The sequence below is a fragment of the Vagococcus hydrophili genome, from assembly GCF_011304195.1.
Taxonomy (GTDB): Bacteria; Bacillota; Bacilli; order Lactobacillales; family Vagococcaceae; genus Vagococcus; species Vagococcus hydrophili.
Genome location: NZ_CP049887.1, coordinates 151,463 through 177,422, shown reverse-complemented (window position 1 = coordinate 177,422; position 25,960 = coordinate 151,463). Strand labels below are relative to the sequence as shown.

The 25,960-nt window shown below is 34.9% G+C and carries 28 protein-coding genes and 3 tRNA genes; 27 read left to right on the top strand and 4 right to left on the bottom strand.

Annotated elements, in window-relative coordinates; all coding sequences use genetic code 11:
- The first annotated feature begins 57 nt into the window (after positions 1–57).
- The 14 genes from murA to G7082_RS00900 all read left to right on the top strand — a co-directional run bounded on the left by murA (position 58) and on the right by G7082_RS00900 (position 8,245).
- Positions 58–1,347, top strand: coding sequence for a UDP-N-acetylglucosamine 1-carboxyvinyltransferase (gene murA / locus G7082_RS00965; RefSeq protein WP_166033310.1), 1,290 nt, complete (start codon positions 58–60; stop codon positions 1,345–1,347).
- Positions 1,348–1,370: 23 nt separating this feature from the next.
- Positions 1,371–1,550: a DNA-directed RNA polymerase subunit beta gene (locus G7082_RS00960; RefSeq protein ID WP_166033309.1), complete on the top strand. Its 180-nt coding sequence runs from the start codon at positions 1,371–1,373 to the stop codon at positions 1,548–1,550.
- Positions 1,551–1,632: 82 nt separating this feature from the next.
- A complete protein-coding gene (gene yidD, locus G7082_RS00955) occupies positions 1,633–1,926 on the top strand; it encodes a membrane protein insertion efficiency factor YidD (protein ID WP_238842677.1) in 294 nt (97 codons plus the stop codon).
- Positions 1,927–2,051: 125 nt separating this feature from the next.
- Complete coding sequence (locus tag G7082_RS00950; protein ID WP_166033308.1) at positions 2,052–3,227, top strand: ABC transporter substrate-binding protein; 1,176 nt, start codon at positions 2,052–2,054, stop codon at positions 3,225–3,227.
- A 147-nt stretch (positions 3,228–3,374) separates the two neighbouring features.
- The gene (locus G7082_RS00945) at positions 3,375–4,250 is read left to right on the top strand and encodes a branched-chain amino acid ABC transporter permease (RefSeq protein ID WP_166033307.1); all 876 of its coding nucleotides are present in this window, start codon (positions 3,375–3,377) and stop codon (positions 4,248–4,250) included.
- 9 nt (positions 4,251–4,259) lie between these two features.
- Positions 4,260–5,228: a branched-chain amino acid ABC transporter permease gene (locus G7082_RS00940; RefSeq protein ID WP_166033306.1), complete on the top strand. Its 969-nt coding sequence runs from the start codon at positions 4,260–4,262 to the stop codon at positions 5,226–5,228.
- Positions 5,206–5,982: an ABC transporter ATP-binding protein gene (locus G7082_RS00935; RefSeq protein ID WP_166033305.1), complete on the top strand. Its 777-nt coding sequence runs from the start codon at positions 5,206–5,208 to the stop codon at positions 5,980–5,982. Before G7082_RS00940 ends, G7082_RS00935 begins: the two co-directional genes overlap by 23 nt.
- Complete coding sequence (locus G7082_RS00930; RefSeq protein WP_166033304.1) at positions 5,982–6,686, top strand: ABC transporter ATP-binding protein; 705 nt, start codon at positions 5,982–5,984, stop codon at positions 6,684–6,686. The genes G7082_RS00935 and G7082_RS00930 overlap by 1 nt, the downstream gene beginning before the upstream one ends.
- A gap of 2 nt (positions 6,687–6,688) precedes the next feature.
- Positions 6,689–7,339, top strand: a complete 651-nt coding sequence (locus tag G7082_RS00925) for a CBS and ACT domain-containing protein (RefSeq protein ID WP_166033303.1) — start codon at positions 6,689–6,691, stop codon at positions 7,337–7,339.
- A 102-nt stretch (positions 7,340–7,441) separates the two neighbouring features.
- On the top strand, positions 7,442–7,672 hold the full coding sequence (locus G7082_RS00920; protein ID WP_166033302.1) for a DUF2969 domain-containing protein: 231 nt from the start codon (positions 7,442–7,444) through the stop codon (positions 7,670–7,672).
- A gap of 72 nt (positions 7,673–7,744) precedes the next feature.
- A tRNA-Tyr gene (locus G7082_RS00915) sits at positions 7,745–7,825 on the top strand.
- Positions 7,826–7,836: 11 nt separating this feature from the next.
- A tRNA-His gene (locus tag G7082_RS00910) sits at positions 7,837–7,909 on the top strand.
- 11 nt (positions 7,910–7,920) lie between these two features.
- Positions 7,921–7,991 (top strand) — tRNA-Gln (locus G7082_RS00905).
- A gap of 83 nt (positions 7,992–8,074) precedes the next feature.
- Positions 8,075–8,245 (top strand): hypothetical protein, encoded by a 171-nt coding sequence (locus G7082_RS00900; protein ID WP_166033301.1) that lies wholly within the window; start codon positions 8,075–8,077, stop codon positions 8,243–8,245.
- Between the two features lie 47 nt (positions 8,246–8,292).
- Here the strand turns inward: G7082_RS00900 and G7082_RS00895 are convergent, their stop codons facing one another.
- The gene (locus G7082_RS00895) at positions 8,293–9,063 is read right to left on the bottom strand and encodes a DeoR/GlpR family DNA-binding transcription regulator (RefSeq protein ID WP_166033300.1); all 771 of its coding nucleotides are present in this window, start codon (positions 9,061–9,063) and stop codon (positions 8,293–8,295) included.
- A gap of 168 nt (positions 9,064–9,231) precedes the next feature.
- Between G7082_RS00895 and ulaG the strand changes: the two genes are divergently transcribed.
- The 7 genes from ulaG to G7082_RS00860 are packed head-to-tail and all read left to right on the top strand — an operon-like array spanning position 9,232 to position 14,828.
- Positions 9,232–10,299 carry an L-ascorbate 6-phosphate lactonase gene (ulaG, locus tag G7082_RS00890; protein WP_166033299.1) on the top strand — a complete coding sequence of 356 codons (1,068 nt, stop codon included), beginning with the start codon at positions 9,232–9,234 and terminating at the stop codon, positions 10,297–10,299.
- A 15-nt stretch (positions 10,300–10,314) separates the two neighbouring features.
- Positions 10,315–10,773, top strand: a complete 459-nt coding sequence (locus G7082_RS00885; RefSeq protein WP_166033298.1) for a PTS sugar transporter subunit IIA — start codon at positions 10,315–10,317, stop codon at positions 10,771–10,773.
- A gap of 15 nt (positions 10,774–10,788) precedes the next feature.
- Entirely contained in the window at positions 10,789–12,273 is a 1,485-nt protein-coding gene (locus G7082_RS00880; RefSeq protein WP_166033297.1) for a PTS ascorbate transporter subunit IIC, read from the top strand.
- A gap of 30 nt (positions 12,274–12,303) precedes the next feature.
- Positions 12,304–12,606 (top strand): PTS sugar transporter subunit IIB, encoded by a 303-nt coding sequence (locus G7082_RS00875; protein ID WP_166033296.1) that lies wholly within the window; start codon positions 12,304–12,306, stop codon positions 12,604–12,606.
- A gap of 17 nt (positions 12,607–12,623) precedes the next feature.
- A complete protein-coding gene (locus tag G7082_RS00870; protein ID WP_166033295.1) occupies positions 12,624–13,265 on the top strand; it encodes a 3-keto-L-gulonate-6-phosphate decarboxylase UlaD in 642 nt (213 codons plus the stop codon).
- Between the two features lie 2 nt (positions 13,266–13,267).
- Complete coding sequence (locus G7082_RS00865; RefSeq protein ID WP_166033294.1) at positions 13,268–14,125, top strand: L-ribulose-5-phosphate 3-epimerase; 858 nt, start codon at positions 13,268–13,270, stop codon at positions 14,123–14,125.
- Positions 14,118–14,828: an L-ribulose-5-phosphate 4-epimerase gene (locus G7082_RS00860; protein ID WP_166033293.1), complete on the top strand. Its 711-nt coding sequence runs from the start codon at positions 14,118–14,120 to the stop codon at positions 14,826–14,828. The genes G7082_RS00865 and G7082_RS00860 overlap by 8 nt, the downstream gene beginning before the upstream one ends.
- Positions 14,829–14,880: 52 nt before the next feature.
- On the opposite strand, the gene G7082_RS00855 is transcribed toward G7082_RS00860, so the two are convergent.
- On the bottom strand, positions 14,881–15,486 hold the full coding sequence (locus G7082_RS00855) for a TetR/AcrR family transcriptional regulator (RefSeq protein ID WP_166033292.1): 606 nt from the start codon (positions 15,484–15,486) through the stop codon (positions 14,881–14,883).
- Positions 15,487–15,659: 173 nt separating this feature from the next.
- On the opposite strand from G7082_RS00855, the gene G7082_RS00850 reads away from it, so the two are divergent.
- Positions 15,660–19,907, top strand: a complete 4,248-nt coding sequence (locus tag G7082_RS00850; RefSeq protein ID WP_166033291.1) for a 2-hydroxyacyl-CoA dehydratase — start codon at positions 15,660–15,662, stop codon at positions 19,905–19,907.
- 92 nt (positions 19,908–19,999) lie between these two features.
- A complete protein-coding gene (locus G7082_RS00845) occupies positions 20,000–20,707 on the top strand; it encodes a GntR family transcriptional regulator (RefSeq protein ID WP_166033290.1) in 708 nt (235 codons plus the stop codon).
- 201 nt (positions 20,708–20,908) lie between these two features.
- On the opposite strand, the gene G7082_RS00840 is transcribed toward G7082_RS00845, so the two are convergent.
- The gene (locus G7082_RS00840) at positions 20,909–21,547 is read right to left on the bottom strand and encodes a YigZ family protein (protein ID WP_166033289.1); all 639 of its coding nucleotides are present in this window, start codon (positions 21,545–21,547) and stop codon (positions 20,909–20,911) included.
- Between the two features lie 55 nt (positions 21,548–21,602).
- Here G7082_RS00840 and G7082_RS00835 point away from each other — a divergent pair, with 55 nt between their 5' ends.
- A complete protein-coding gene (locus G7082_RS00835; protein ID WP_166033288.1) occupies positions 21,603–22,163 on the top strand; it encodes a hypothetical protein in 561 nt (186 codons plus the stop codon).
- Between the two features lie 48 nt (positions 22,164–22,211).
- Here G7082_RS00835 and G7082_RS00830 read toward each other — a convergent pair whose 3' ends face one another.
- The gene (locus G7082_RS00830) at positions 22,212–23,141 is read right to left on the bottom strand and encodes an alpha/beta fold hydrolase (protein WP_166033287.1); all 930 of its coding nucleotides are present in this window, start codon (positions 23,139–23,141) and stop codon (positions 22,212–22,214) included.
- A gap of 102 nt (positions 23,142–23,243) precedes the next feature.
- On the opposite strand from G7082_RS00830, the gene G7082_RS00825 reads away from it, so the two are divergent.
- From G7082_RS00825 to hpf, 3 genes are all read left to right on the top strand, one after another.
- Positions 23,244–24,572 carry an ATP-dependent helicase ComFA gene (locus G7082_RS00825; protein WP_166033286.1) on the top strand — a complete coding sequence of 443 codons (1,329 nt, stop codon included), beginning with the start codon at positions 23,244–23,246 and terminating at the stop codon, positions 24,570–24,572.
- Positions 24,569–25,267 carry a ComF family protein gene (locus G7082_RS00820; protein WP_166033285.1) on the top strand — a complete coding sequence of 233 codons (699 nt, stop codon included), beginning with the start codon at positions 24,569–24,571 and terminating at the stop codon, positions 25,265–25,267. The genes G7082_RS00825 and G7082_RS00820 overlap by 4 nt, the downstream gene beginning before the upstream one ends.
- 137 nt (positions 25,268–25,404) lie before the next feature.
- Positions 25,405–25,959 (top strand): ribosome hibernation-promoting factor, HPF/YfiA family, encoded by a 555-nt coding sequence (gene hpf, locus G7082_RS00815; protein ID WP_166033284.1) that lies wholly within the window; start codon positions 25,405–25,407, stop codon positions 25,957–25,959.
- The last annotated feature ends 1 nt before the right edge of the window (position 25,960 follow it).

Genomic DNA, 25,960 nt, shown 5'->3' with positions numbered 1-25,960 from the left:
CGTGTTATAATGATTGAGATTTAACAAAATTTCCAGAGGTTTTTGGAGGGAGAATTTATGGATTACATTAAAGTTCGCAGCGGAAATAAGCTGTCGGGACAGGTAAAAATAGAAGGGGCAAAAAATGCCGTATTGCCAATTTTAGCTGGAGCCTTATTAGCAGATCAAGGAACAACTAAAATTACAAATGCTCCAATTTTATCAGACGTTTTCATGATGAACAATGTTATCAAGCACTTAAACACTGACATAGAATTCGATCAAGATAATAATACTATTGAAATTACAGCAACAAGACAATTGAAAAATGAAGCACCCTTTGAATATGTTAGCCAAATGCGAGCATCTATTGTCGTAATGGGCCCACTTTTAGCCAGAACTGGACATGCCAAAGTGGCAATGCCTGGTGGATGTGCTATTGGTAAACGCCCGATTGACTTACATCTTAAAGGCTTTCAAGCGTTAGGTGCAACAATCACACAGACAAATGGTTATATTGAAGCTAAAGCAGATGAACTTAAGGGCGCAAGAATTTACTTAGATTTCCCAAGTGTAGGTGCCACTCAAAATATTATGATGGCAGCTGTTAAAGCTAAAGGAATGACAGTAATCGAAAACGTCGCTAGAGAACCTGAAATTGTTGATTTAGCAATTTATCTGAATAAGATGGGTGCTAAAATTACAGGAGCGGGAACTGAAACAATCCGCATTGAAGGTGTAACGACTTTAACTGGAACTGAACATGCTGTTGTTCAAGACCGCATTGAAGCTGGAACATTTATGGTTGCAGCGGCAGTGACTGGTGGCGACATTTTAATCGAGGAAGGTTTAATGGAACACAATCGTCCATTAATTTCTAAATTAGTTGAAATGGGTGTTTCTGTTATAGAAGAAGCTGAAGGAATTCGCGTTAAGGGCCCAGAAGTGTTACTTCCAACAGATGTAACAACTTTACCACATCCTGGTTTCCCAACAGATATGCAAGCGCAAATGAGTATTTTAATGACGCTATCTAGCGGTTCAAGTGTGCTTTCAGAAACAGTTTTTGAGAATCGTTTCCAACATTTAGAAGAATTAAAACGCATGGGAGCTAAACATCAAATCTCTGGCAATGTGGCTCATATTGAAGGTGTTCTTGGTCTTCAAGGTGCAGAAGTTTCTGCAACAGATTTAAGAGCAGCTGCAGCGCTTATTATTGCTGGTTTAGTAGCAGAAGGAACAACTAAAGTCTATCATTTAGAGTATTTAGACCGTGGTTATTATAAGTTCCATAAAAAACTACAAGCTTTAGGTGCAGATGTTACTCGTGTTTATGCAGCTCAAAAAGAAAAAGTCCAAAGTATTTAAATTGATGAGATAAGGAGAAACAGATGGGAACAATAACAAAACGTGTCATAATACAAGTTTCACTTGTTATTTTAACAATCTTGATATTTGTTGCGCTGTTTTTTGCCGGTATTTTTATAGGATATGTTGTTCTTGGAAAAGGGTATAAATCAGACGCCTTTAATCCAGCAACTTGGAACCATATTTTAGATTTTTTTAAGTAGTGACGATAGCCTTAATAAAAATGAGAAGTTGGTGATTGTATCAGCTTCTTTTTTTATCTCAATGGAAAAGGTAGCGATAAAAATGTTCAAAAAAATAATGATTGCACCTGTTAGATTTTATCAAAGACGGATATCTCCTTTATTTCCACCAAGTTGCCGTTATCATCCAACGTGTTCTCAATATATGATTGACGCGGTTAATTATCATGGGGCATTTAAAGGAACGATTATGGGAACAGGTCGTATTTGTCGATGTCATCCTTTTGTTAAAGGTGGGATTGATTATGTGCCAAGAAAATTTACTTTGAGAAAAAATCCTGATGAAACTTATACAGGTCCGTATACAAAAAAATCAAAAGAAGAAAGCCCAAAATAAAGGCTTTCTTTTTGTTTTGTTTGAATTGTCAGAAAATTCTGTTGACATTAGATTAGAATTTGATTATAGTATAAAACAACATATTAATTAAAAACTAATGTAATAAATATTAAAGGAGTTTTTGGATGAAAAAAATAGTTGGTTTGTTATTTGCAAGTTGCGTGCTACTAACGGCATGTGGTAATCCTGGCGGAGGATCAGGTGGAGGTAGTAATAAAGATACTTCCAAAGAATCGGATACGATTAAAATTGGTTTGAATTTAGAATTATCAGGAGCTGTTGCAGCTTATGGTAATCAGGAAAAAGAAGGGGCGGAATTAGCCGTCGCAGAAATTAATGAAAAGGGTGGTATAAATGGAAAGAAAATTGAATTGGTTATTAAGGACAATAAATCTGATACAGCCGAAGCAGCCGCAGTGGCAGCTAATCTAACAACGAAGGAAAATGTGGTGGCTATCATTGGACCAGCAACATCAGGTGCAAGCAAAGCGCAAATACCTAACGTAACAAAAGCGAAAGTACCTGTGATTACTCCTTCTGGGACAGATGACTCAATCACCGTTTTAAATGATAAAGTTCAAGAGTACATCTATCGTGCATGTTTCCAAGATTCATTCCAAGGTGTTATCTTAGCTAACTACGCCATGGATAATTTAAAAGCTAAAAAAGCAGTGGTTATTGGGGATGTTTCTAGTGATTACGCCAAAGGTTTATCTACATCATTTAAAGATACCTTTACAGGTGACATTGTAGCTGATGAGAAATTCAATCAAAAAGATAAAGACTTTAAAGCGATTTTAACTAAAATTAAAGATAAAGATTTCGACTTCATCTACTTACCAGGTTATTACGAAGAAGCAGGCTTAATTATTAAACAAGCTCGAGAAATGGGAATTGAACAACCGATTCTAGGAGCAGACGGCTTCTCGGATTCAAAACTAATTGATGTTGCTGGTAAAGATAATATGAATGGTATTTATTACACAGCTCACTTCTCAGAGAAAGCGCCAGCCTCAGATAAAGTGAAACAATTTATCGATGCTTTTGACAAAAAATACAATAAAAAACCAAGTTCATTTAATGCTTTAGCTTATGATTCAGTGTATATGTTTAAAGAAGCAATTGAAAAAGCAGGTTCAGCAGATAGTGAAAAGATTACAAAAGAGTTAGCAAGCTTAAAAGATTTTGACGGGGTGACTGGTAAGATGAGTATGGATAAAAATCATAACCCAGAAAAAGCAGCCGTTGTTATCGGACTAAAAAATGGTGAAGAAGAGACAGCAGACGTTGTTAAGCCATAAAAGTAAGGTGATTTAAAAGTTGTTTGTTGTTAAAAATACGACTTTTAATACCTGATTAATTAAAATATTAGGAAATTAAGAGACCATGACAGAACATATTAAGGTTTTGTCTAAGTCTCTTTTTATTAAAAAGGGGGAATGTTGAAGATGAATATTTTTCAACAATTAATTAATGGTTTATCTCTAGGCAGTATTTATGCGTTACTAGCATTAGGCTATACGATGGTTTATGGCATTATTAAATTAATTAATTTTGCTCATGGTGAAATTTATATGATTGGTGCTTTTGTAGGCTATTATGTGACGAATCAATTTAGACTCAGTTTGATTCCAACATTACTAATTTCTATGACGATTTGTGCTGTTTTAGGTGTGTTGATTGAATTTCTAGCATATCGACCACTTAGAAAGTCAACACGGATTGCGGCACTTATTACAGCTATTGGTGTTTCATTTTTAATTCAATCCCTAATGATTTATTTTATTGGGGCAGATACACGTCCTTTTCCACAAATTATCGAGAATACAAATTATGATTTGAAATTATTCACGATTAGTAAAATCCAGTTAATTATTTTATCAACTTCGATTTTCTTAATGATTTTACTACAAATGATTGTCAGACATACGAAAATGGGAAAAGCCATGCGAGCAGTAAGTGTTGATCCTGACGCGGCCCAGTTGATGGGAATTAATGTGAATCACACGATTTCATTTACCTTTGCGATTGGCTCATCACTGGCGGCAGCTGGTGGTGTTTTAATAGGTCTTTACTACAACAGTATCGATCCGATGATGGGAGTCGCTCCAGGCCTTAAAGCGTTTATTGCGGCAGTGTTTGGTGGAATTGGGATTATCCCAGGGGCTGCGTTAGGTGGTTTTGTGATAGGAATTATTGAAACTTTAGTTAGTGCACTTGGGTTCACTGCTTATCGTGACGCAGTAGTTTATGCTATTTTAATTATTGTGTTATTAGTGAAACCATCAGGCTTACTAGGGAAAAATGTTAAAGAAAAAGTGTAGGTGATGAGGATGAATAAAAATATAAAAGTAAATCTGTCATGGATTGGTTTAATGAGTTTGGGATTTATTGTTTTAGGGGTGATGTATAGTGTAGGCTTAATGTCTCCAGTTTTAGAAACAGCTCTTGTTATGATTGGAATTAATATTATTTTAGGAGTGGGGCTTAATCTAGTGATTGGTGTATCAGGTCAATTTTCTTTAGGTCACGCAGGTTTTATGGCGATTGGAGCTTATGCAACGGCAATTATTTCGATAAAAAATCCAACCTTGCCAGGTTTTTTAACGGGGTTACTAGTAGGAGCGGTACTTTCAGGACTAGTTGCTTTAGTTGTTGGTATTCCTACCTTGCGTTTATCAGGTGATTACCTGGCAATTGCCACACTTGGCGTTTCTGAGATTATCAGAATTCTAATTATGAATTTAGACGGCATTACAAATGGACCAGCTGGGCTTTTTGGTATTACGCCATTTGTAACGTGGTCAATGGTTTATATACTTGTTTGTATCACAACGATTATTACAACTAATTTTATTAATAGTGCAGCCGGTCGTGCGACACTTTCTGTCAGAGAAAATGAAATTGCCGCTGAATCGATGGGTGTGAATACGACTAAATATAAAGTGATTGCTTTTGTGATTGGTGCTATGACAGCTGCAATTGCTGGTGGGCTTTATGCGAGCTACATTCAAACGATTGTTCCAGCAAACTTTGATTTTATGAAATCAATCGATATCTTAATCATTGTTGTATTTGGTGGCGTAGGAAGTATTACAGGAACCTTTATTGCAGCGATTGTCTTAGGGTTCTTAAATATGTTTTTACAAGATGCGGGAACGATTCGGATGATTATCTATGCCTTAGCCTTAATTGTCATTATGATTTTCAAACCATCAGGACTTTTGGGTATGAAAGAGTTGTCATTTAAGAAAATTTTTAATAAAGGAGGACAAAAAAATGTCCCTATTAAAAATAAATAATTTAACGAAAAATTTTGGTGGTTTAGCAGCTGTCTCAAATGTTAATTTAGAGTTAGGCAAAAATGAGCTAGTCGGTTTAATCGGACCTAATGGAGCGGGGAAAACAACGCTATTTAACCTTCTAACAGGTGTTTATGAACCAAGTGAAGGAGATGTTCTCTTTTACAATGAAGGTAAAAAGGAACGTTTGAATGGCATGAAGCCGTTTAAAGTGGCAAATAAAGGCTTAAGTCGAACCTTTCAAAATATTCGCTTATTTAAAGATTTAACAGTGTTAGACAATGTTTTAATCGCCATGAACGGTAAACAACCAGTTGGCGTGCTAACAGGAATTTTAAGATTGCCTAATTTTTATAAATCAGAAAAGAAAATGACGGAAAAAGCTTTAGATTTACTAGCAATTTTTGATTTGAAAGAAAAAGAAACCTCCTTAGCTAAAAATCTTTCTTACGGGGAACAGCGAAGATTAGAGATTGTTAGAGCTTTAGCGACTGAACCTAAACTCCTTTTCTTAGACGAGCCAGCAGCAGGGATGAATCCTCAAGAAACAGCAGAGCTCACGGAACTGATTAAAAAAATTCAACGTGAGTTTGATCTAACAATTCTCTTAATAGAGCATGACATGTCACTTGTGATGGATGTTTGCGAAAGAATCTATGTGCTAGAGTATGGTCAAATGATCGCAGAAGGAAAACCAGAAGAGATAAAAACAAACAAACGAGTAATTAAAGCATATTTGGGTGGTGATTTGTAATGCTAAAAGTAGAAAATATTTCGGTTCATTATGGCATGATTCAAGCTGTCAAAGAGGTCTCCTTTGAAGTCAATGAAGGCGAAATTGTGAGTTTGATTGGGGCGAATGGCGCGGGAAAAACAACAATTTTAAGAACAATTTCTGGACTGGTACGACCAAGTAGTGGAACGATTACATTTCAAGGGAGTCAAATTGAAAAAGAAACCTCGCCTAATATTGTTCAGAGTGGCTTAGTTCAAGTGCCAGAAGGTCGTCATGTGTTTACGGGGATGACAGTCATGGAAAATTTAGAGTTAGGGGCATTTTTATACAAAGATAAAAAAGAAAGTGAGGCTATCTTAAAACGGGTATTTGAACGTTTTCCAATTTTGGCTGAAAGAAAAAATCAAGACGCTGCTACATTATCTGGTGGTGAGCAACAAATGTTGGCAATGGGAAGAGCGTTAATGTCTCGTCCTAAGTTATTACTTTTAGATGAACCCTCTATGGGACTAGCACCGATATTTATTAAAGAAATTTTTTCGATTATCGAAGAAATAAAAGCGCAAGGAACCACTGTTTTACTTATCGAACAAAATGCTAAGATGGCTTTAAGTATTGCAGATCGTGGGTATGTGTTAGAAACTGGAAAAGTGGTTTTAAAGGGTAGTGGAAAAGAGTTACTTGATAGTCCAGATATTCAAAAAGCTTATTTAGGAGGTTAGTTATGTTAGTTAAAGATTACATGTCAAAAAATTTAGTCACAATTGGTGAAGAAACCAAAATATTTGATGCCATCGAGATAATGAAAGAAAAAGATATCCACCGTATTCCAGTCGTTAAAAATGATCACATTGTTGGATTAATTACTGAAGGAACGATTCAAGAAGCGATGCCTTCAAAAGCAACTAGTTTAAGTGTTTATGAGGCTAACTACTTATTAAATAAAACGACTGTTAAAGATGTGATGATTCAAGAGGTAGAGACAATCACTGAGAATTGTTTACTAGAAGATGCTATCTTTCAAATGAGGCAGCATAAAGTCAACGTATTACCTGTTTTAAATGAATTAGATAGTTTAGTTGGCATTATTACAAATAATGATATCTTTGATGCTTTCCTAAATATTACAGGGTACAAAGAGCCGGGTACACGTGTAGCAGTTAAAATTAAAGATGATCATGAAGGGGTCTTAGCGGAATTAACAGAGATTTTTAAAGATAATCATTTAAACATCATTCAAATTGTGGTGTACCGTCAAAAAGAAGAACCTATTATTGTGATACAGACAACATCAGAAGAAAACGAGAAAATCAATCAAGTGTTAAGTGATGCTGGGTATGATGTAGAGTCCTCAATAAAAACATGTAAAAGATAAGCCGAAATAAGGTGTTAAGAGTGATCTTAATACTTTATTTTTTTTCTGACTTAACAAATCAAAAAAAATATGCTATCCTCTATAAGTTAAGAGGTGAAAAAAATGAAAAAAAATAAACCTGTAGAAGTCGAAATTAAAGAAAATACAGTTCAAAAAGATGGCGAAACTAAAGCGAACCATCAATTGTTTATTGGTAAAAAAATGATTGGTGAAATTTTAGAGATGGATAGTACAAAATTTGAAGTTAAATGTGATGATAATTTTGTGTTATTTGCTAAGTCAATGGAACAAGGTTATGAAGAAGTTCTAAGAAATTGGAATTTACATAATTAATTTCAAAAAAAGCTTGCTTTTTTTTATGAAATTAGGTATGATTACTGAGTCGGGTTTTTAACACGACTAGCTGGAGGGGTAGCGAAGTGGCTAAACGCGGCGGACTGTAAATCCGCTCCTTTGGGTTCGGCAGTTCGAATCTGCCCCCCTCCATTTTTATTATGGCGATTGTGGTGAAGTGGTTAACACATCGGATTGTGGTTCCGACATGCGTGGGTTCGATTCCCATCAGTCGCCTATTTAAATATTGGGCTATAGCCAAGCGGTAAGGCAACGGACTTTGACTCCGTCATCGTTGGTTCGAATCCAGCTAGCCCAGCTAAGAAAAAAGCTAACATTCATTTGTTAGCTTTTTTTATTTATGTTATCCTTATTGTATTGTTGATAAGGGAGAGAAGATATATGGCAGACTTAAAAGAAAAAATTAAAGATCAATTATTTAACTACAGAGATATTTTAAAACACACTGATGTGGTTGAAGAAATTAAAACGAGTACTAATTTAGGTTTAGAGAAGAAAGTATACACTGGAAACAAAGAAAATACCCGTAAATGGCATTCAAGATTATACTAATTATAAAAAACGTTCAAACTGTAATGGTTTGAACGTTTTTTTTTATTCTAAAATCCAGATATTTGTATTATTTTTAAACCTAATTTAGAGTATTCTTTAAGAAGTGTCGGAGAGGCGTATTCATCTGTGATTAAATAATCGAAAATACTCAAATCAGATATTTTAAAATTAGCAGTTAAACCAATTTTTCGATGATCTGCTACTAAAACCCGAGTTGTGGTTGTTTGTTCAATCATCGCTTTATTGATTTTTGCTTCATTGAGAATTTTAGTTGTAACCCCACTTTCAAGATCGACACCAGAGCAGCCAATAATACAAATATCGGCATTCATGTCGTTAATGGTGTTAAAGGCAATATCTCCAACTAAAGATTCTTTAGGCACTCTAAGTTCCCCACCAGTCAAGATATAGGAAGAGTGGGCATCTAATTTCAGAGAAGCTAATTTTAAATTATTAGAAATAACCGTTAAATTAGTTGCCTTAGTATATTTTATGGCATTGAGAGAAGTAGAGCTTGTGTTGATAAAGACAGAATCATTGTTTTTTATTAGTTCCGATGCCTTAGCTCCAATCATTGCTTTTAATCGCTCTGGTCCCGATTCATCAAAATTATCTTTGTTCTTAAAGTTGTACAAACAAAACCCGTGCTTTCGAATGATGTCATTTTTTTCTTCTAAAACAATTAGATCTCTTCGGATGGTACTAATTGATACGTTTAACAATTCAGAAAGTTCTTCAGTAGTTAATTGACCATGTTCTTGTAGTAATTCTAAGATGCCTTCCATTCGCTTATTAATCGTTTTTATGGAATTTCTCATAAGTATATCCCCTTTTACTTTTATGAATTTATAATAGCATATATGAACAAATAAAAACTTAATTGTTCATATAAACGTCATACAGTCGTAAAAAAGGGTTTTCAAATGATTTTTTTATAGGTAATATTGATTTATAGCAAACAATAAAATCAAATGGAGGAATGTCATATGTCAGAAAATATCCACGATATTACAAAAGAAAAATGGGTTAACTCAGTTTTTCCAGAATGGGGAACATGGTTAAACGAAGAAATAGAGAGTGAAGATGTTAAAAAAGATACTGTTTCTATGTGGTGGTTAGGCTGTACAGGTATTTGGATTAAATCTCATGAATCAACCAATATTTTATGTGATTTATGGTGTGGATCAGGTAAGAGAACTCACGGAACTGGAATGATGAAAAAAGGGCATCAAATGATGCGTATGAGTGGTGTTCAAAAGATGCAACCGAACTTAAGAACGCAACCTTTTGTCTTAGATCCTTTTGAAATCAAAAATGTGGATGCTTTAGTCGTAACACATATTCATTCAGACCATTTAGATATTAATACAGCAGCAGCGGTTAATAAAAATTGTCCAGATGCTAAGTTTATTGGACCTAAAGAAGTTGTTGAAACTTGGTTAGGTTGGGGAATCCCTAAAGAGAAAACGATCGTTGTCAAACCAGGAAATAAAGTGAAAGTCAAAGACATTGAAGTAGTGGCACTTGAGGCGTTTGATAGAACAGCCTTAGTGACTTGGGATAATCCAGAGGAAACGTTGAGAGGCAAAGTTCCTCAAGACATGGATTTAATAGCAGTTAATTATTTATTCTGTACATCAGGTGGAAATATTTATCATGCAGGAGATTCACATTATTGTAATAAATTTGCTGAACATGGCAATCAGTATAAAGTAGACGTTTGTTTAGGTGCTTACGGTGAAAATCCTCGTGGTATCACAGATAAGGTGACTTCAGTTGATATGTTACGTATGGCGGAAGCTTTAAATACGAACGTTGTGATTCCAGTTCATTATGATATTTGGTCAAATTTTATGGCTGATCCAAAAGAAATCACTGAAATTTGGAAAATGAAAAAAGACCGCTTGAAATATGATTTTAAACCTTATATTTGGCAAGTGGGTGGTAAATTTACTTACCCAACCAATAAAGATGATATGGAATTTAATTTCTACCGTGGCTTTGATGATGCCTTCTCTGTAGAAAATGATACACCATTCCCTTCATTCTTATAAAAGGAGCGAAAAAATATGTTAGATTATTTCTTAAAAAATGATTTAGTTACTTATTCAGATAAAGAAATCACGGATTGGCAAGAAGCCATCCGTGAAAGCTGTCAAAATTTACTGGCTAAGAAAATAATTAGTGAGGTCTACATTGATGAAATTATCTCTTGTGTGAAAGAGCACGGACCTTATATCGTAATCGTGCCAGAAGTGGCGATGCCTCACTCATCAGAAGAGAGTCAAGGCGTCTTTGGAACAGCTATTTCATTTACAAAAATGAAGCAAGATATTTACTTTGAAGATCCAGAAGAAGAAAAAAAGGCGAGTTTATTCTTTACTCTTGCTGCTAAAAATCCAGAAGAACATATGGAGAATATTCAAAAATTATCAGAATTATTAATGACGGATGGTTTAATTGATGATTTAGTGGCAACCAAAACATTGGAAGATTATAAGGAAGTAATGAAAAAATACAGTAAATAAAAGGAGACGAAGGGTATGGGAGACTTTTTCATGGGAATCTGGGCTTATTTTGCTAACAACATTTTAACCCAGCCTGCTTATCTAATTGGTTTTATTGTTTTACTTGGTTATATTTTACTGAAACGTCCAGCACATGAGTGTATTGCTGGTTTTTTAAAAGCAACAGTGGGTTACTTTATTTTAACCGTCGGCTCAGGAGGTTTAGTTAATAACTTTCGTCCGATTTTAGTTGGACTTAAAGAGAGATTCAATTTAAATGCGATGGTAACAGATCCGTATTTTGGTCAGAATGCTGTCGATTCGGGTTTAATGGAAACATTTGGTAAGACTTTTGGAGACGTGATGATCTTACTTTTAATTGCTTTTATTATGAATATTTTACTTGTGAGATTCCAAAAATATACAAAACTGAGAGCTGTTTTTACAACTGGTAACGTGCAAGTTCAACAAGCAGCAACAGCCTTTTGGATTTTCCTTTTCTGTTTCCCTGAATTTGGGCGTATCGAAGTATTAATTGCTATGGGCTTAGTTCTTGGTTGTTACTGGGCTGTTGGTTCTAATTTGACAGTTGATATTACTCAAGATTTAACAGAAGGTGCTGGTTTTGCGATTGCCCATCAACAAATGTTTGGTGTGTACATCTTCGCAAAACTTTCTGAATGGATGAAGAAACGGGATGAGAAAAAAGGGCGTTCTAAGAAAGAACATAAAAAATTGGAAGATATTGAACTTCCAGGGTTTTTATCTATGTTCAATGAAAATATGGTAGCAACGTCACTTTTGATGTTATTCTTCTTTGGAATTATCCTTCTTGTCTTAGGGCAAGACTACTTGATTCAAGCAGAATTTATGAAAGAAGGGCAAAGTTTCTTCTTCTACATTATGACAACATCACTTAACTTTGCAGTTTATCTAGCTATTTTACAACTAGGTGTTAGAACCTTCGTTGATGAGTTAACACAATCATTTCAAGGTATTTCAAATACAATCTTACCTGGAGCTGTACCTGGTATTGACGTAGCGGCAACATTTGGTTTTGGTTCACCAAACGCTGTAACAGTTGGTTTCTTATTTGGTTCATTAGGACAATTCCTAATGATTGGACTATTAATTTTAATGAAGTCACCAACAATTGTTATCGCAGGCTTTATCCCATTATTCTTTGATAATGCGGTAATTGCTGTATTTGCTAATAACCGTGGCGGAATTAAGGCAGCTTGTCTCTTCCCATTCCTATCAGGGATTATCCAAGTGGGAGGTTCAGCTTTATTTGCCTCATGGATTGGTCTTTCACAGTACGGAGGTTACATTGGAATGTTTGACTGGGCCACAGTTTGGCCAGGATTCGCGATTATCATGAAAGTTTTAGGCGTTATTGGAATTGGCGTTGTTGTGATTCTATTACTTGCTATTCCACAATTACAATATAGAAAAAATCCAGAAGGTTACTTCTTAATTGTTGATGATTATGAAGCATACCAAGAAAAATTTAACAAATAACGATTACTTAAAAACTAGGAGGAACTAAAAATGAGAATATTAATATCATGTGCCAATGGATCAGGAACGAGTTTAATGATGATGAGAAGTACCGAAAAAGCGATGAAGGAATTAAATATCCCAATAACAAAAATTCATCACTGCTCGATTTCAGAAGGTAAAAGTTCAGCTGGACAGTATGACGTGGTCTTTACCCCTGTTAACTTTTTAGGAATGTTTGATCAAGCGATTAAAAAAGGTGTGACGGTTGTCGGAATTAAAAACGTTATGTCTCATAAAGAAATTGGCGAAAAATTTGCTGAAACAGAACTCTATCAAAAAACTAAAAAATAGACTAGGAGGAGCGGATAATGACACGACCAAATTTACAAATTGCTTTAGATCATAATGATTTAGCTTCTGCCTTAGCCGATGTGGTTAAGGTAGGAGAAGTGGTTGATATTTTAGAAGTAGGAACTATTCTTTGTTTACAAGAAGGGCACCAAGCTATCTCTTGTGTTAGAAGTATTTTTCCAAATAAAAAAATTGTTGCTGATACAAAATGTGCCGATGCAGGTGGTACGGTTGCTAAAAATGTGGCAGATGCTGGAGCTGACTGGATGACCGTTATCTGTTGTGCAACGATTCCAACCATGGAAGCTGCTAAAAAAGAAGTAGAAGAACTGCAAGTGGAGCTATACGGAGATTGGACCTTTGAGCAAGCTGCTGCATGGCATAAAATTGGTATCAGGCAAGCCATTTATCATCAAAGTCGAGATGCGCTTCTTTCTGGTGAAACTTGGGGAGAGAAAGACTTAACAAAGGTCAAAAAATTAATCGAAATGGGCTTCAATGTGTCGGTAACTGGTGGCTTAGATGTAGGGACTTTAAAATTATTTGAAGGAATTGATGTCTATACATTTATTACAGGTCGAGGGATTACCGCTGCTAAAGATCCAGTTCAGGCCGCTAACGACTTTAAGAATGAGATCATTCGAATTTGGGGTGAGTAATTATGGCTCAAATTGGAATTTATGAAAAAGCTCTGCCTAAAGGTATTTCATGGGATGAGCGACTAAAATTAACAAGTGAATTAGGCTTTGATTTTATTGAAATGTCAATCGATGAGACAGATGAACGTCTGTCTCGTCTTGAGATGACTGATGAAGAAATCGAAGGAATTCGTGAGAGTTGTAAAAAATACAATGTTCGAATCAATTCAATTTGCTTAAGTGGTCATCGTCGTTTTCCCTTTGGTTCAGAAAATCTAGAAAAACGTGAAAAAGCAGATGAGCTGTTAGACAAAGCGATTATTTTAGCACATAAACTAAGTATTTCAATCATTCAAATTGCAGGTTACGATGTTTACTATGAACCTAAATCAATGCTTTCAAGAGAATTATTTATTGAAGGACTAAAAAAAGGATTGAAGAAAGCCTCTCAATACGGCATTATTTTATCCATTGAAATTATGGATGATCCTTTTATGAGTTCGATTGAAAAATTCTTAGAAATCAAAGCACAAATTGCGTCTCCCTTCTTACAAGTTTATCCAGATTTAGGAAATTTATCTGCTTGGCCAGAAAACAATCCCGCTAGAGAACTTGAGAAAGGTATTTCAAGCATTACTTCAATTCATTTGAAAGATACTTTAGCAGTCTCATCAACGAGTGAAGGGAAGTTCAAAGATGTTCCTTTTGGAGATGGCTGTGTTGATTTTGTAGGCTTATTATCGATCCTTCATCGTTTAGGTTATGATGGCACATTCTTAATTGAAATGTGGAGTGAGAAAAATGAAGACTTTAAAGATCGAATCAATGAAGCCAAAGATTTCTTATATCCAAAATTAAGAGAGGCGGGATATCATGTCTAGAGAGCTACTAATAGAAGAGATGAAAGAGCGTGTGTTTAAAGCTAATTTAGCCTTGCCAAAGCTAGGTCTAGTTAAATTGACTTGGGGGAATGTGAGTGAAATTAACCGTGAGCTTGGCGTGATTGTCATTAAGCCGAGTGGCGTTTCTTACGACACCATGGAAATGAGTCAAATGGTAGTAACTGATTTGAAGGGGGATTTACTTGAAGAAAAAAGCATGAAGCCTTCTTCCGATTTAGCGACTCACGTTGTTTTATATCGAGAATTTTCAGATATCAATGCCGTTGTGCATACTCACTCTACTAATGCGGTTATGTGGGCTCAAGCTGGTTGTGACTTAAAAGCTTACGGCACGACTCATGCGGATACTTTTTATGGTTCGGTTCCTTGTACAAGGGAGTTGACTAAAGAAGAAGTTGAATCGGCTTATGAAGAAAATACTGGAAATGTCATTGTTGAAACCTTTCATAAACGAGGGATCAAACCATCTGAAATACCAGGCGTTTTAGTTAGTGGTCACGGACCCTTTACATGGGGAGCAACACCAGACAAGGCGGTAGAGAATAGTTTGATTTTAGATGAAGTGTCTTTAATGGCTAAAGAAACAGAAAAAATTAATCAACGAGTTGTTGATATTCCAAACTTTTTACTTGATAAACATTATTTAAGAAAACATGGAAAATCAGCTTATTATGGTCAATAAAAAAAGAATCCCAAGTCATGAATTATAAAGTGACTTTGGCTTCTTTTTTTGATTACTCCTTAACATCAATTCCAAGGACTGTTAAATGCCCGTTACCAACTAATTTAATGACAAGACGTGCCATATGATCAGCTTCAAATTCTGAATCAGTCGTGACCCACCAATGGACGGTCCCAATAAAAATCGAAGTCATATATTCAATGATAAAACTAACGGGTACCTCGATATCATTTTCTGTAATTTTGAGCTTAGAAAAAGTTTCTTCATACATAGTAGCTAACATTTCAGAAATTTTATTTCTAAATAATTCACTGGAAGAACCTTCCGTCAGCATAATAAAAAAATTTTGTTTTTCTTTAATTAAAGTAAAAATTTGAGTTAAGGCTTTTTCAATCGTATTTAAATGGATAATTTTAGAATGGTTTAACTGGTTGGCATCTAAAACAATACTTAGGTTTGAGATGGCATACTCCATGACAAAATCATACAAATCAGGTTTGTCTTTAAAATGAGCGTAAAAAGTGGCCCGATTAATCATGGCATCGTCCGCAATTTCTTGAATCGTAATGGCTTCATATCCTTTTTGATTTACCAGGGATAAAAAAGCATCGATAATCATTTTTTTAGTTCGAATCACTCGCAAGTCTGTTTTTTTCATAAAAACCTCCTTCTACAAACAACAGAATGATGTTATTTGTTGTTTAAATCACAAACGAAGCGTAATTGATGATTGAAATTAATTGAAGTAGTAATAAAATAGACTATTATAGTATATCAAACACTTTGTAAGATAATCAACAAAGTGTTGGGTAAAAAAAGGGTGATTATTAAATGAAACTTAGAATCGGAATAGATATTGGCTCAACAACGGTTAAATGCGTTGTCCTAGATAGCCAAGAAAATAATTTGTATTCAACATATAAACGACATTTTTCGGACGTGAAACAAGCAACATTAGAAGTTTTATATGCGATTGAAAAAGAATTAAACATAAAAGAATCAGTCAAGGTAATGTTAACAGGATCGGGAGGTATGGGACTTTCTGAAATGTTAGAACTTCCTTTCGTTCAAGAAGTTATTGCAGGAACAAAAGCAGTTGAAACAGTGATTCCAGCAACCGATGTGGCGATTGAACTTGGTGGGGAAGATGCAAAAATAACCTTCTTTGAAGGGTCACTAGAACAACGAATGAATGGTAGTTGTGCAGGGGGAACAGGGGCGTTTATCGATCAAATGGCAAGTTTACTGAAAACAGATGCCAATGGATTAAACAAACTAGCAAAAGATTACCAAACCATCTATCCAATTGCCTCTCGTTGCGGTGTCTTTGCTAAAACGGATATTCAGCCGCTGATTAATGAAGGGGCTAGAAAAGAAGATATTGCAGCAAGTGTTTATCAAGCAGTTGTTAATCAAACGATTGCAGGTCTTGCCTCGGGGCGTAAAATAAAAGGTAATGTAGCATTTTTAGGTGGTCCGCTTTATTTCATGAGTGAATTAAGACAACGTTTTATTGAAACCTTGGAGTTAAGTGAAGAACAGATTATTTTCCCAGAGAATCCTCAATTATTTGTGGCAATGGGAGCAGCTCTTTCTTTAAAAAAAGAGGAAGATGTTTTAATTTCGGACGTAATTAATCGTCTGAAATTTTCAGATAAAACAGCTTTAGGGATGGAAGATACCTTACCTGCTTTATTTAAAAATGACGAGGAATTAACAGCTTTTAGAAAAAGACATCAGGAGGCAGATATTAAAGAGTATGATCTAAAAAGGTATCAAGGTCCTGTTTTTATTGGAATCGATGCAGGATCAACCACCACTAAAATTGCTGTCATTGGTGCTGATTCAGAGTTACTTTATCAATTTTATGGTAATAATGAAGGACAACCTTTAGAGACTACGATTAGCGTCTTAAAAGAAATCTATTGTGTGCTTCCTGAAACTTGTTATGTGGCTAAAACAGCAGTCACAGGATATGGAGAGCATTTGATAAAACATGCTTTAAAAGTTGATATTGGCGAAGTGGAAACAATGGCTCATTATAAGGCTGCCGACCATTTTTCACCAGGTGTGGATTTCATTCTAGATATTGGTGGTCAAGATATGAAAGCTATGACGATTAATGAGGGAGCTTTATCGTCTATTCAGTTAAACGAAGCTTGTTCATCGGGGTGTGGGTCTTTTTTAGAAACATTTGCCAAAAGTTTAAATTATTCGATTGAAGATTTTGCTAAGGCGGCGATAGAGTCTAAAACCCCTGTTGATTTAGGTTCGAGATGTACGGTTTTTATGAATTCAAAAGTTCGTCAAGTCCAAAAAGAAGGAGCCACGCCAGGAGATATTTCGGCAGGACTAGCTTATTCGGTAATCAAAAATGCGTTATATAAAGTGATAAAAATGAAAAATTCAGAAGAGTTAGGCGAAAAAATTGTGTGTCAAGGAGGGACTTTTTATAATGAAGCCGTTCTTCGTGCCTTTGAATTAATTAGTGGTAAGGAAGTCATTAGACCAACGATTGCTGGTTTAATGGGTGCTTATGGGGCGGCTTTAATTGCCTTAGATGAGTATGCTTTGAATCAGGCAAGTAGTACCTTATTAACTTTAGATGAAATGACCAATTTAGACTCTAAGAAAGAGTTTTCTAATTGTAACTTGTGCGAGAATAATTGTTTATTAACGGTTACCTTGTTTTCTGATGGACGTAAATTTATCACAGGTAATCGTTGTGAGCGAGGAGCTCAGCAAAAAATTGAAAAAGCGGATCGTCGTGAAAATTTAGTCGAGTATAAATATCGCAAACTATTTCGTTATCGTTCATTGAAAGAAAAAGAGGCAGTAAATGGTAAAATCGGTATTCCTAGAGTTTTAAACATGTATGAAAATTATCCTTTGTGGCACACCATTTTTACTGATTTAGGTTTTGAAGTTGTCCTCTCACCAAAATCAGATAAAGAGCTATATGAAAAGGGGATTGAAACCATACCAAGTGATACAGTGTGTTATCCTGCCAAATTAGTTCATGGGCACATTGAAGCACTTGTTCATGACAAGGTGCCTTTGATTTTTTATCCAGGCGTTGTCTTTGAACGAATTGAAGATGAAGCGTCAGATAATCATTTTAATTGTCCGATTGTCCAAAGTTATTCTGATGTGATAAAAAATAATATGGATGTGATTCGTGAAGGATTGGTAGATTATCGTAATCCCTATTTAAATTTAGCAGATACAGAATCAGTCACTAAACAAATGCAATCAGCTTTTTCAGATTTTAATTTTTTAGAAGAAGAAATGAAACGCGCTGTGAATCATGGGTTTGAAGAATTAGCTAAGTTTAAAGCAGATATTCAAAGTCGCGGTGAAAAATTACTTGAAAAAATGCAAAGAAATAATCAAAAAGGCATTGTTCTATCAGGAAGACCTTACCACATTGATCCAGAAGTTAATCATGGCATTGCTAATATCATTACTCAAGAAGGATTTCATGTTTTAACGGAAGATAGTATTTCACATTTAGGTGATGTAAAAAATTTACGAGTGGTGAATCAATGGGTCTATCATTCACGACTCTATGCGGCTGCTAAAGTAGTGGCGAAAATGCCCAACTTGGAGTTAGTTCAGCTTAATTCATTCGGGTGCGGACTAGATGCGGTTACAACGGATCAAGTGGAAGAAATCATGGCTCAATATGGTCGGATTTATACGGTTCTAAAAATAGATGAAGGCTCTAATTTAGGAGCCGTTAGGATTAGACTGCGCTCACTTAAAGCGGCAATTAAAGAAAGGGAGAAATCCAATTTTGTTCCAACGAAACGCTTTGAAGAACCTGAAAAAGTCTCGTTTACAAAAGACATGCGAAAAACGCATACTTTACTACTGCCGATGCTTAGTCCGATTCATCAAGAAGGCTTGGTTGATACAGCGCTAAAAGCAAGTGGATACAATGTGGTTTGTTTGCCAAGTGAGGATAAACAGGCTATTGATGTGGGCTTAAAATATGTTAACAATGATGCATGTTATCCAGCGATTATTTCGATTGGACAACTTATTGAAGCGTTACAATCTGGAAAGTATGATGTGGACAACACAAGTGTGATGTTAACTCAAACAGGTGGCGGATGTCGGGCGACGAACTATATACCGTTACTGCGTAAGGCATTGAGCGATGCTGGTTTTCCAAAAGTTCCAGTAGTATCTATTTCAATGGGGAATCAGGGCGTGGAGTCTAACCCAGGCTTTAAGATGAGCTTACCATTGATGAAAAAAGTGGCAATTGCTTTTCTTTATGGGGATTTGTTTGAAAAAGTTGTTTACCGTACGCGACCTTATGAAGTAGAAGTAGGGTCAGTGAATCGTCTTCATGATGAGTGGATTGAAAAAGTGAAACATAGTGTTGAAAATGGTTCGTTTAGACTATTTAAAAAATATATGAAGCAAATTGTCCATGAGTTTGATACCATTCCTTTACATGATATTAAGAAACCAAAAGTCGGTGTGGTGGGTGAAATTTTAGTTAAATATTCACCAACAGCCAATAATGATATTGTTAGTATTTTGGAAGCAGAAGGTGCTGAGGCTGTTGTTCCAGGGATTATTGGTTTTATGAATTATTCGTTATACAACGGTATTTGGAAATATGAAAATTTAGGTTTTAATAAAAAATCCAAATGGTTGTCTCAGTTTGCCATTAAAGTTATCGAGTCTTGCGAAAAACCTATGAATCAAGAACTTAAAAACTCTGAACGTTTTACAGGGATTACTTCCATTGAAACATTAGCTGAAGATGCGTCTAAAATTTTATCAATTGGAAATCATACAGGAGAAGGGTGGTTCTTAACAGGTGAGATGATTGATTTACTGAAATCAGATGTCCCTAATATTGTTTGCCTGCAACCCTTTGGCTGTTTACCTAATCACGTGGTTGGAAAAGGTGTGATGAAGGAATTACGTCATCAGTATCCCAAAGCTAATATTTCGGCTATTGATTATGACCCAGGTGTTTCAGTGGTGAATCAATTAAACCGAATTCGTTTACTACTTGCGACGGCTGAAAAAAACTTAGAAGAAACTGTACAAATTTAAAAATGTAACCTATCTGACATATAAACTAGTTGTATCCTTTGTCTATACCAGTTATAATATGTTAAAGAAAAACAGAAGGATGTGCATGAAAAATGGCGTCAAAAATGCCAGTATATTTAAAAATTCATGATCAAATAAAAAAAGAGATTGAAGAAGGTAAATGGCATGTAGGGGACCGATTGCCATCTGAAAGGGAGCTTTCTGAAACATTTAACGTCAGTCGAATGACCTTAAGACAAGCTGTTCAAACATTGGCAGATGAAGGTATCTTAGAACGTAAAATAGGTTCAGGAACATATGTGGCTAGAAAAAAAGTTCAAGAAACAATGATTGGAACAACTAGTTTTTCAGACATTGTTGAAGAACAAGGAAGAGAACCATCGAGTAAGACGATTTCTTACTTTGTGACTAAACCAAGTTCAAGTGAGATGGAAAAATTAAATTTAACTGAAAAAGATGATATCTTAAAAATGGAACGAATTCGCTATGCAGATGATGTCCCCATTTGTTTTGAAGTAGCCAGTATTCCTTATGAAATTATCAAAAATTTTCATAAAGAAGAGATTACATCTTCTTTATATAAGGCAATTGCTAAAGAGGGAGTAAAAAAAATAGGCAAGTCTTCACAAAAAATATCGGCAGTCATTGCTTCTGAAAAAATTGCTCATTTTATGGATATAAAAAGAGGCGAAGCAATTCTTAAAGTAAGCCAAATTTCTTATTTTGATGACAATACACCCTTTGAGTATGTTCGTAGCCAGTATGTTGGCGAGCGATTTGAATTCTTTCTAGAAAAATAGAGTGGTGAAAAAAGCGTTTAGCTCTGAGCAACTGGAGGAAATAAAAAATAATTCACGCTTTTGGAATTAATTTTTATTTTTGAAGTTGCCGAAGGAGTTGCTATTTGAACCCGGACTAAAATAGAGTGGTGAAAAAAGTGTTTAGCTCCGAGCAACTGGAGAGTCCAAAAAGAGATGGAAAAATTTTCCATCTCTTTTTTTTTATTTAATCGGTACTTCAACATAATCTGTTTCACCTAGCTCAATAGAACATTGATTACTTAAAAGGTTAATTAAACTTTCTTGACATAAGGGAACTTCTTTTTCATCTGCCATAATCAAAAGAGTGACTTTATCAGTAAAAAGGGTGTCTTTTAGTGTGTAGTTAGGATTGTTTTCTAAGAAGTGCTCAACTTTTCCATGGAGAGAGTAGTCAATGGTTACAGAAATTTCTTGCTGTAATTTTCCTTCAACCATCCCTATTTCATTAAGCGTTTCAGAGACTGAGTTACTGTAAGCGCGAATTAAGCCACCAGCACCTAGCTCAGTTCCACCAAAATAACGTGTGACAATCGCTAAAACATTGTGTAATTCTTTCACTTTCAAGACTTCTAACATGGGAACACCAGCAGTTCCACTAGGTTCACCGTCGTCACTTGAGCGTTGGATGGCTTGATGATCACCTAAAACATAAGCTGTGCAGTTATGACTTGCTTTCCAATGCTCTTTTTTGATTTGTGCAATGAATTCTTTAGCTTCTTCTTCAGATTCAATTCGTTTTAGTTGGCAGATAAAGCGAGATTTTTTTATAACAATTTCGAATTGTCCATCCTCTTTTATGGTATAGTAGTTTGATAGCATAGCTAGCCTCCAGGTTAGTGTTTTGTATAGTAATGTAAATAAAAATGAGGTGTATATGTTGAAAAAAATAATGATTGGAATGATATCTGTTCTTAGTGTAATCTTTTTAGTCGGGTGTAGTCAAACGTCGAAAGAGAAGAAAAAAGAACCAATCAAAGAAACGTCGGCAGAAAGTGCGTTGATGTACACATTTAAACTAGACGATCATAGTTACCGTTTCAGATTATTAGATGGCTGGATTAAGTTTCCAAATGAGGACAAAAGAATTGCTTTTCTAGTAGCCAATAAAGACACAAAATCGTATATGTCAGCTGGATTTGAAGAGAAAAAGGGAACACTTGAAGAGTATAAAGAGTCTTTTGTGCCTAAAGTAACCGATGCTGCTGGTAAAATTTTAGTGGAACCGGAGAAAAAAGAGTTAAACGGCTTACCGGCTTATTATTTGAGTTTTACAATGAAAGATAATAAAGAGCGTGATTTAACTTATAAAACTTACTTAGTGGAAACGCCTGACTATTTTATTAATTTAGGGGCATGGACCAGTGATGAAAATCCCTCAGATAAAGTATTGGCAGATTTAGATAAGATGTTGTCGACATTTGAAGAAATTAAATAATGAAACCTCACTAGAGACTGAAAATAAGTTTCTAGTGAGGTTTTTAGTTTAATCTAAATGGCTAGTCAGCCAATCATAGAGATCGTTCATTACATCTTCTTTTTCGACTTCATTCAAGATTTCATGACGTAAATCATGATAAAGACGTAGTGTAACGTCAGAAAAATAATTATCTGTTAATTCAATGGCTACTTTCCGCGGTCCCTTACCGTAATTACCAACCGGATCTTTTTCACCACTAATGATTAAAATTGGCAATTCTTTATCAATGGATTTAAACCAATTTTTTTGAGTCGCGCCTTCCACTAGTGTAATAAGTGTATAGAAGCCATTATTAGTAAAAATAAAACCGCATTTTGAATGAGCTTCATAAGCTTTGACATTTTCTTCGTTTTTAGAAAGCCAAGAAAAAGGAGAACTAGCTTGTTTGATTTTCTTGTTGAAATTCCCAAAAGATAGGTGGTTAAGAGCTGGATTGACAGCTTTAGGGCTAATTGTATTTAAGCCTTTTAATAAGCGTTTCATCACTTTAATTTCTTCTTTTTTACCACCAGTTCCCATTAGAATAGAACCGTCAACTTTATCAGAGTATTTTTTTAAATAATTTCTAGTAACAAAAGAGCCCATACTGTGCCCCATAATAAATAAAGGAACTTGAGGGTATCTCTTTTTAATATAATTGGTAATTTGGTATGTATCTTCTACTAAAATATTTGCACTATCATCTTTAGCAAAGTAACCATAAATTGGGTTTTCTAAATCAACAGATTCTCCGTGTCCTAAATGATCGTGACCTACAACTAAGATATTATTTTCATTTAAAAAATCAGCGAATTCGTCATAACGCTCGATGTATTCAGCCATTCCATGTACCAGTTGGAGAATAGCTTTCGGCGTTTTATTTGTCTCTGGTTGCCAAATAACACCATTTAAATCTGTTTTCTCATCCATCGACTCGATCACAAAATATTTTTTCATGCTGTCCATCCTTTCGTTTCAAGTTACATACAAACCATTATAGTATATTTATAAAAAATGAACTAGTATTCTACGTATTTTTTTTAAGAGAGGTGATGAAAATTGAACTTAGAAATGTTTTTAAGAGGAAGAAAATTACTTTTACAAGAAATACCCGCTTGTTATCATTCTGAATTAGAGTCTGAGCATGTTAAAAAGGAATCGGGTCTTTCTATCTCTAACCAAACAAGTTACTGCAGACGATGTGGTTCAAAACATTTGAAAAAAGATTATCAAATAAAAAATCCTTATAGGATATTTTACTATTGTCCAGAATGTATTGGACTAGGGCGAGTTGAGAGTCGCAATTTTTTATACTCCATTCCTGAGAAAAAATGTCAGAAACGAGAAGTTAAATTTTTGTGGAAAGGCCAACTAACGAAAGATCAAGCTAAAATATCTAAAAGATTAGTCAGATACTATAAGAAAGAAAAGGACCATTTAATTCATGCAGTCACAGGAGCAGGTAAAACTGAGATGTTATTTTCTTTAATTGATTATGCCTTAAAAAAGGGAGAAAGGATAGCTGTAGCTTCACCTAGAGTGGATGTTTGCTTAGAACTTCATCCTAGATTCCAAGAAGCTTTTCCAGAAGAAGAGATCGCTTTACTCTACGGTAAATCAACCATACCTTATAATTATACGCATTTTGTTGTCACCACGACCCACCAATTATTACGTTTTTCTGAAGCTTTTGATTTAATTGTAGTAGATGAAGTAGATGCTTTTCCTTATGCGGGAAATAAAGTCTTGGCTCACGGCACTAAACAAGCACTGAAAAAAACTGGAACGCTTGTTTATTTAACGGCAACACCGAGCATTGAACTCTTAGAGAGTGTTGAGAATGAGCAGTTAAAAATCAGTCAACTAGCAAAAAGGTATCACGGATATCAGTTACCAGTGCCAATCTGTCAGTTTGATTTCTTTCTAGTATCTTATTTTAGAAAAGGGAAATTACCTAGTTGTTTACAGGATCTCCTAGACGAACAACAAAGGCAATGTTTACTTTTTTTTCCAAATATCGAGCGAATGATTTTATGCTTTGAAAAACTAAAAGAAAGTTATCCGAATAAAAAAATAGCCTATGTTTTTGCTGGAAAAGAAGACCGAGAAGAGATAATCAAAAAAATGAGAAATCAACAGATAGATTGGCTTTTAACGACCACCATTTTAGAGCGAGGGGTAACATTTCCTAATATTGACGTGATCGTCTGTGAAGCGGATCATCGGGTGTTTAATCAAGCAAGTTTGGTTCAAATATCTGGGCGAGTTGGTCGAAAAAGAGAATTTCCAATAGGTCAAATTTCTTTTTTACATAATGGGAGAACCAAAGAGATGAAAAAAGCTATTAAACAAATAAAAGAGATGAATCAAAAAGCAGGGTTTAAATGAGATGTCGTTTTTGTCAAAGTGAAATTTTAAGAAATCTGACGTTGACCCAACTTCTAAAATTTTCCCCTGTGTATTTTAATCATTGTTGTGCATCTTGCTATTTGGAAATTGTTAAAGTTGAGTTTACTCAGAGAGGTTTTTGTCCTTATTGTCGTAAAAAAACGAAAGAAGATATCTGTCAAGATTGTCAGTTGTGGCAAAAGGAATATCAGGGCTTCAAACTAGATCATCATTATTTGTACGAACACAATGAAAAAATGAGTGATTATTTTAAGACGTACAAATTTTTAGGTGATATTAGAATGGCGGATACTTTTTCGGCAGATATCCAACAAGAGCTAGTTAGTTATGTCAAACAAGGTTTTATCATTGTTCCAATCCCCGTTTCGAGAAAAAGATTAGAGATAAGAGGCTTTAATCAAGTAGAACAATTTTTGAAGGAGGCTAATATTCCTTATCAAAAAATACTAAAAAAGAGGCGAGATACTGCGAGTCAATCAGAAAAAACAAGAGAAGAACGACTTAAAATGGAACAACCTTTTTATATAAGTAAAAGAGATAGAAGAAAAGTGACCAATCAATCTATTCTAGTCGTAGATGATGTGTATACCACAGGAAGAACGATACTTTATGCGTACGATCAGCTAAATAACTATCATCCACTGGAAATAAAGTCTTTTTCCATAACAAGATAAAATATAAAGCGTTTTTTTTGGAAACCTAATTGTCATTTTAAGGTTAGTTAGTTATAATAGAGGTAAGAAGAAGAGATATTAAAGAGTGGTCCTTAAAATCTCATTCTTTGAGTTGATAGACGAAAGGGGCAATTAGTATGTTCAGATATAATGTGCGTGGAGAAAACATTGAGGTTACTCAATCAATAAGAGACTATGTTGAGAAAAAAATTGGTAAATTAGAAAAATATTTTACTAATGTTCCAGAATCAACAGCACACGTTAACTTAAAAGTTTATTCAGATAAAACAGCCAAAGTAGAAGTGACAATTCCGTTACCATACTTAGTGTTAAGAGCTGAAGAAACTTCTCCAGATTTATACGCTAGTATTGATTTAGTAGTTGATAAATTAGAAAGACAAATCAGAAAATACAAAACTAAAATAAACCGTAAGTCTAGAGAAACTGCCTTAGATACAGTGGCTGCTGCAGCGATTTTCGAATCAGAAGCAGTTGAAACTAACGACGAACCAGATTTAGAAATCGTTAGAACAAAACGCTTATCATTGAAACCAATGGATAGCGAAGAAGCTGTATTACAAATGAACATGTTAGGCCATAACTTCTTTATCTTTGAAGATTCAGAAACAAATGGAACAAGCATTGTTTATCGTCGTAAAGACGGAAAATATGGATTAATTGAAACAAATTAAG